Source organism: Synechococcus sp. W60.3, from assembly GCF_047502615.1.
In the GTDB taxonomy this organism is placed as follows: domain Bacteria; phylum Cyanobacteriota; class Cyanobacteriia; order Thermostichales; family Thermostichaceae; genus Thermostichus.
In genome coordinates, this window is record NZ_JANSHJ010000002.1 from 1 (window position 1) to 4,921 (window position 4,921).

At 63.3% G+C, this 4,921-nt stretch carries 3 protein-coding genes and 1 pseudogene; 3 read left to right on the forward strand and 1 reads right to left on the reverse strand.

Going from position 1 to position 4,921, the window contains the following annotated elements; genetic code table 11:
- A pseudogene (locus NW846_RS00825) lies at positions 1–275 on the reverse strand (TolC family protein); the annotation flags it as partial.
- A 589-nt stretch (positions 276–864) separates the two neighbouring features.
- Between NW846_RS00825 and NW846_RS00830 the strand changes: the two are divergent.
- From NW846_RS00830 to NW846_RS00840, 3 genes are all read left to right on the forward strand, one after another.
- Positions 865–2,229 carry a hypothetical protein gene (locus NW846_RS00830; protein WP_414342953.1) on the forward strand — a complete coding sequence of 455 codons (1,365 nt, stop codon included), beginning with the start codon at positions 865–867 and terminating at the stop codon, positions 2,227–2,229.
- Positions 2,230–2,237: 8 nt separating this feature from the next.
- A complete protein-coding gene (gene priA / locus NW846_RS00835) occupies positions 2,238–4,676 on the forward strand; it encodes a primosomal protein N' (RefSeq protein WP_414515117.1) in 2,439 nt (812 codons plus the stop codon).
- Between the two features lie 112 nt (positions 4,677–4,788).
- The coding region (locus NW846_RS00840; protein ID WP_414515159.1) for a YtxH domain-containing protein at positions 4,789–4,921 on the forward strand (133 nt) is incomplete at its 3' end.

Genomic DNA, 4,921 nt, shown 5'->3' on the forward strand with positions numbered 1-4,921 from the left:
CCGCGCCCGTGGGGCGCTGGGGCCCGCCCCCGGCGCGGTGGCCGGCCCCGGGGCGGCGCCGCCCGCCGCCGCCCCCGGAGGATGTCGCGGCTGTTGGGCAGAGCAAAGGCAGCAGAGCTGGGAGATTCCGGCTGAGCAAGAGCAGGGACAACCCAGAGCAGGCTCAACAGTAGGCCACAGGGAGCAGAACAGGCAAGGCACAACTGGGATCCCGCCGAGTTTGTCTGCCGTTGAGGAAGTTGAAGCGGATCCCTGGCTCCATTTTGCATCGCCATCGTGCTGTCATTCTCAACATCACCCCTAGCAGTATCGCAAAATGAAGGACAAAGATAAGACGGTTTTCCGCAGGCTCGCTGGCTGCCCTGTTCGGGCCAGTGGAAGCGAGTCCTCGCATTTGCCCCTGCAACGATGAGGCCGACCTGCGTCTGCCAGGAGCTCCGAGCACGGGCGGGACTTCTCTACACTCAGCAGAGACGCTTGGATTGAGACCGAGTCGATTTAGATTTAGACTCAGTTTAGAATGGTGGGGCCATCTGTCCGTGATGGCGGGGGTGGGTGTTGTGGGCGATGAAAGGGGGCAAGGTGGCAGACTCTCAGAGCACGCCCAAGCAAGGGGAGACCTCTTCCGGTCGGGATCGGGCCTCGCGGCCGAAAAAAAGTAAGCCAAGCCCTTCTGCCCAGTCCGGGGATTTGGGAACCTCAGAAGCAAGAGCGCGGCCAAAACAGGCCGATAGCACTCCGCGCCGTGCGGAGCAGCAGGAGATTTTACAAGATCACCCTTCTGGCTTGAACCCGCCCAAAAATCTCTCTATACTGCAGGGAACTTTATCATTTGCTCCCGCTTCTTCATCTCTCCTTCAATCTATGCGTGCTCCCTCTTCAGGTGACTCGGATCCCATCCTTTCAGAGACTCATGCGGGCTGTTCAGCATCCGAACCGGATCCCAGCACGGAGCGCCATTTGGCCCTGAGGCAGCAACAGCCCTTGGAGAGCCGTCTGCTCAAAGCCGAAGCCGAGCTCCAAGAGCGGCGAGTTCTTCAGGAACAACTGCAGGCTTTGCACCAGAAGGTGGCCGAACAAGAGAAGGCGCTGCAGGAGCGGGAGCATCTCTTGCAACAGTTGCAGCAGACTTTGGCGGCTCAGAAAGTCCAGATCTCGGATCAGGAAGCTCAGCTTGCTGCTCGGCAACGCTTAAATGAACGGCAGCGGCAGGATATCGAGGCCCTGCAGGAGCAGATTGAGCAGCTACGCTTGGCCCACGCTCAGGAGCGCCGTCAATGGGAACAGCGCCAGCAGGAGCTGCAGGCCTCTCTGCTGGAAGCCCAGGATGTGGCGGAAAAGCGGGTGGAAATGCTGCAACGCTTTAAGGCAGAGCTTTCTCTGGCCCGCACTCAAATTGCCGAAACTCAGGCGGAGCTGAGCAGCCTGCGGGCTTTGTACAGCGACCAACAGGCAGCCTGGCAGGAGCAACGGGAACACCTCGAGGCCCGTTTGGCGGGCTATGCCGAGACGGAAGCCGAGGCCGAGCAGCGCTGGCGGGAACAACGGCAAGAGCTAGAAGCAGCCCTGGCCGAAGCCCAAGCTCAATTGGCGGCTTTGCAAGCTCAGCAGGAGCATCTGCGCCAGGGATCCCTGGCGCAGCAACAGCTTCAACAGCAGTGGCAGGCCCAGGCCGAAGCGCTGCAAGTGGCCCTCTCTCAAGCCCAGGCGGAAGTTACCCGTTGGCAGCAAGAGCACCGCCATCTGCAGGAACAGTACGCCCAAGCCCAGCAGCATCTCTCCGCCATGGAGCGGCAGTTGCAGGCTGCCTTGGAGCAGTTGGCCGCCCAACCCGACTGGCAGCCACAGTTGCGCTCTGCGCAGGCAACCATTCTCCATCTGCAAGAAGAAATTGCAACCTTGTCCACGCAACTGGAGAAGCAAGCAGAGCAGATCAAAGCCCTGCAGGGGGAGCGTGCTGCCCTGTGGGAAGAAAACCGCTCTCTCCGAGAAAAATACGAGCAGCAGCAGATGCATGTGCTGAGCTTGAAGGCGGCTTTGGAACGCAAAGGCTTGGATGTCCCACCTCGGGCCGATACCTCCAGCGCCCTCACGCGAACAGAGTCCCTTGGCCAGGCTCTGTCTCCAACCCCTGCTGCCAAGCCTACAATTCAGCCCCTGGCCCAACCTCTACCGTCTCGGGCAAGCAAGCGGGCGGTCGATCTGCCGAGGTTTCTGCCCCGTCCGTGAGGGATCCCGTGTTGCAGCCTGTTCCTCCCCGCTGGCTGGAAGTGTGGGTGGATCATCCCCATTTGGGGGGTTGCTTTACCTATCGTGTGCCAGAGGGATCCGCGCCAGAAGCGGGCGACCTGCTCAGCGTACCCTTTGGTCAGCAAATGGCGGGGGCAGTGGCCTTGGGTTGGCGCTCCGAGCTGCCGGCAGGGGTGGATCCGCAGTCGGTGCGGGAGATCGAGGCGGTGGTGGCCAAAGGGATCCTGCCCAAAGAATTCTGGCCCCTGTTGCAGCGGGTGGCCGACTATTACCTCACCCCTCTGGCCCAGGTGGTGCGCACGGTATTGCCCCCCGGCTTGCTCAGCCGTTCTCAGCGGCGTGTCCGCTTGCTCAGGCTCCCTGCCGAAGGGGAGGAATGTTCGCCGGCTGCCCAAACCCTGCTGCAGCTGCTTCAGGCCAAAGGGGGAGAGCTGTCTTGGCGCTATGTGCAACAGCAGGTGCCCACTGCCGCCCTCGCCCTGCGGGAACTGCAGCGACGGGGTTGGGTGGAGAGCTTTTGGCAGGAGCAACAGGGGGGCAGGGTGAAAACCCAGCTGGCCGCCAGTCTGGCCGACGACTCCCCAGAGGGGCTGAGCCTCCCTCAGCAGAAGGCGCTGCAGATCCTCAAGCAGAAGGGGGGAGAGCTGCTGCTCGCCGAGTGGGAGCGCCTGGCAGGAGTGAGCCGAGCGGTTCTGCAGGGGTTGGCCCGCAAAGGCCGTGTCCACCTCTACGAGCGCCCACTGCTGCGGCTGGGAGATGCCAGCCTGCCGGGGTGGCGGGATCCGCCCAGGCCCTTGACGGCCGCCCAGGCCCAGGCGGTAGAGGCGATCCGGCAAGCTTTGGGCCGGTTCCAGCGGTTTTTACTGCACGGGGTCACCGGTTCTGGGAAAACGGAAGTGTACCTGCAGGTGATCGCCCAGGTGCTGCAGCAAGGACGGTCGGCGCTGGTGCTGGTGCCCGAGATCGGCCTTACCCCGCAACTGATGGATCGGTTTCGGGCGCGGCTGGGATCCCAGGTGTGGGCCTACCACAGCGGCCTCTCGGAAGGCGAGCGCTACGACACCTGGCGGCAGATGCTGTCCTCCACCCCCCAAGTGGTGATCGGCACCCGCTCGGCGGTGTTTGCCCCCTTGTCCAAGCTGGGCCTGATCGTCTTGGACGAAGAGCACGACGACAGCTTCAAGCAGGATCAGCCCCAGCCCTGCTACCACGCCCGTCAGGTGGCCGAGTGGCGGGCCGAGCTGGCCGGTTGTCCCCTGGTCCTGGGCAGTGCAACCCCAGCGGTGGAAACCTATGCCGCCCATCTGCAGGATCCGCAGCGGTGGATCCGGCTGGCCCTGCCGCAGCGCATCCCCCAAGCTGGGATCCCGGCCACCCTGCCCCAACTGGAGCTGGTGGACATGCGCCAGGAGCTCCAAGCCGGCAACCGCAGCATCCTCAGCCGCCGTCTACACCAGGCCCTGCAGCAGACGCTGGACAGAGGGGAACAGGCCATTCTCTTTGTCCCCCGCCGCGGCCACAGCACCTTCGTCTTGTGCCGTAGCTGCGGGTTTGTCCTCACCTGCGAGCATTGTGATGTTTCTCTCACCTTTCATCTGGCCCATCTCGGCGGGCAGGAACTGCGCTGCCACTACTGCGGCGCCCGCCAACCCCCTCCGCAGCGCTGCCCCGCCTGTGGATCCCCCTACCTGAAGCACTTCGGCACCGGCACCCAAAAAGTGGTGGAAGTGCTGCACCAGCATTGGCCCCAGCTCTCGATTTTGCGCTACGACAGCGACGCCACCCGCCGCAAGGGATCCCATCGCGATTTGCTGGAGCAGTTTCGCAGCGGCAAGGCCCAGGTGCTGGTGGGCACGCAAATGCTCACCAAAGGGCTGGACATACCCCAGGTAACCTTGGTGGGCGTGATGGCCGCCGATGGGCTGTTGCACCAAGCCGACTATCGCGCCGGCGAGCGCAGCTTTCAACTGCTCACCCAGGTGGCAGGGCGCTCGGGCCGGGGATCCCTGCCAGGACAGGCGATTATCCAGACCTATCTGCCGGAGCACCCGATTTTGAGGGCGGTACTGGCCCAAAATTACGAGGGCTTCTTGCAGGCAGAACTGCAACAACGGCAAGAGGGGGGCTATCCTCCCCACCGAGCCTTGATTTTGATCCGCTTGAGCAGCACCCGCCTGGAAGCCCTGGAGTGTTATTGCCATCGGGTGGCCGAACGCCTACAGGGGATCCCAGCAGAGGTGTTGGGGCCGGGGCCAGCTCAGGTGGAGCGGGTTGCCGGACGCTACCGCTGGCAGATCCTGCTGAAGCAACTGCCCGACCAAGATTGGGATCGCCCGAAGCTGGCTGCGCAGATCCAGGCCGCAATTGGCCATCCCCCCCAAGGGATCCGCGTCAGCATAGATGTGGATCCCCTGCGGATTCTCTAGGAACAGTTGACCCGGCGCGCGGCAAGCCCGCCGATCCCGCGAGATCTTCCCGCGAGATCTTAAGGTAGTCTGGTTTCGGGGCCACCCGTATCCAACTCAACTCTGGCAAAGCATGGCTGAAAACCGGACTGGCGCGTTTATTGGTGGGCTGTTGCTGGGAACTGCTGTGGGCACCGCCATTGGCCTGCTCTTGGCTCCCCGCAGCGGACGGGAGACGCGGCGACTGCTGAAAAAATCGGCAGAGG